General features: G+C 69.1%; 1 protein-coding gene. It reads left to right on the top strand.

What is annotated here, in order from left to right:
- Positions 1-84 precede the first annotated feature (84 nt).
- Positions 85-1,590: an ISL3 family transposase gene (locus tag E1285_RS44995; RefSeq protein ID WP_207947313.1), complete on the top strand. Its 1,506-nt coding sequence runs from the start codon at positions 85-87 to the stop codon at positions 1,588-1,590.
- The last annotated feature ends 39 nt before the right edge of the window (positions 1,591-1,629 follow it).

The following is a 1,629-nucleotide window of genomic DNA, read 5'->3' as shown; positions in this document are numbered from 1 at the left end:
GGCTCTGTCCCGTAGTCGGTGGTGACGCTGGGTGCGCTTCTGTGATCATCAGGCGTGTTCGACGTCAACTCTCTTGTGGCAACGGTGTTTTCGGGGCTTGCGGCTGTGGTCGTCGAGGGGGTGTCGGACGGCGTTGATGCGGTGCTCGTCGCGGCACGCACCAGGGACGATCCGGTGCCCTGTCCGTTGTGCGGGACGCCGGCGTCGAAGGTCCACGCCTATCACGGGCGGACGGTAGCGGACGTGCCGGTGGACGGCCGTCGGGTGGTACTGCACCTGCGCGTGCGGCGGCTGGTCTGCCAGGTTCCGGGGTGCCGACGGCAGACCTTCCGCGAGCAGATCCCAGGCCTGCTGGAGCGCCATCAGCGTCGGACGGTGCGATTGACCAGGCAGCTATCGGAGGTGACACGGGAGTTATGCGGCCGCGCGAGCGCCCGCCTTGCCCGTGTCCTGGCCACACCGATCTCGCGCAGTACGGCTCTGCGCCTGCTGCGGCGCCTGCCGGTGCCGCAGCAGCCGGTGCCGCCAGTGATCGGCGTGGACGATTTCGCGCTGCGTCGCCGGCACCGCTACGCCACGATCATCATCGATGCCGAAACCGGCCGACGCGTCGCTGTACTGCCCGATCGCGAGGCGGCGACGCTGGAAGCCTGGCTACGCGAACACCCTGGTGCTGAGGTGGTGTGCCGGGACGGATCTGCCGCCTACGCCGAAGCCGTACGCCGTGCTCTGCCCGACGCGGTGCAGGTCAGTGACAGGTGGCATCTGTGGCGCAACCTCTGTGACAAGGTCTTGCTCGAGGTCCGCGCGCACACCGGCTGCTGGGCCACCATCAACCCACCTCGCCCCGGCGGAGTACGCGAGCAGAGCACCCTCGAGCGCTGGAACAAGATCCACGACCTGCTTGGCCAGGGCGTCGGCCTGCTCGACTGCGCCCGCCGCGTGGGCCTGGCCCTGAACACCGTCAAACGGTACGCCCGTATGCCCGAACCCACCACACTGCGCATTGCCCCCATCTACCGGCCCACCCTCGTCGACCCGTACCGCGAACACCTGCGGGCCCGCCGCGCCGCCGATCCCGCCGTCCCGGTCACCCACCTCCTGCAGGAGATCCGAGAGCTGGGATACCCCGGCAGCGCCAACCTGCTGGTCCGCTACCTCAACCAAGGCCGCGCCGAAGGCGACCGTCCCGTCACCACCCCGCGCCACGCCACCCGCCTGCTGCTCACCGATCCCCGGCATCTGCGTCCCAAGGACACCGCCCTACTGGAGAAGATCGCCGCAGCCTGCCCGGAGATGACCCAACTCGCCACTCTGGTGGGCGGCTTCGCCGCCCTGCTCACACCCGCCGCGGGAAACGACCGCAAGCTCACCACATGGATCGCCACCGCACGCAGCGCAGCCTTGCCTCACCTGCACGGATTCACCAACGGCCTGGAACTCGACCGGCCTGCCGTGAACGCCGGCCTCACCCTCCCGCACCACAACGGCCGCACCGAAGGCGTCAACACCCACACCAAACGGCTCATGAGGCAGATGCACGGACGCGCGGGATTCGACCTCCTCCGCCACCGCATCCTGCTCGCATGAACGAAACCCAGCGTCACCACCGACTACGGGACAGAGCCG

Origin of the sequence: Actinomadura sp. 7K507 (assembly GCF_004348425.1) — a bacterium.
Classification (GTDB): domain Bacteria; phylum Actinomycetota; class Actinomycetes; order Streptosporangiales; family Streptosporangiaceae; genus Spirillospora.
Note: the sequence above shows the minus strand (reverse complement) of the source record. Positions and strands in the feature narration are given on the sequence as shown.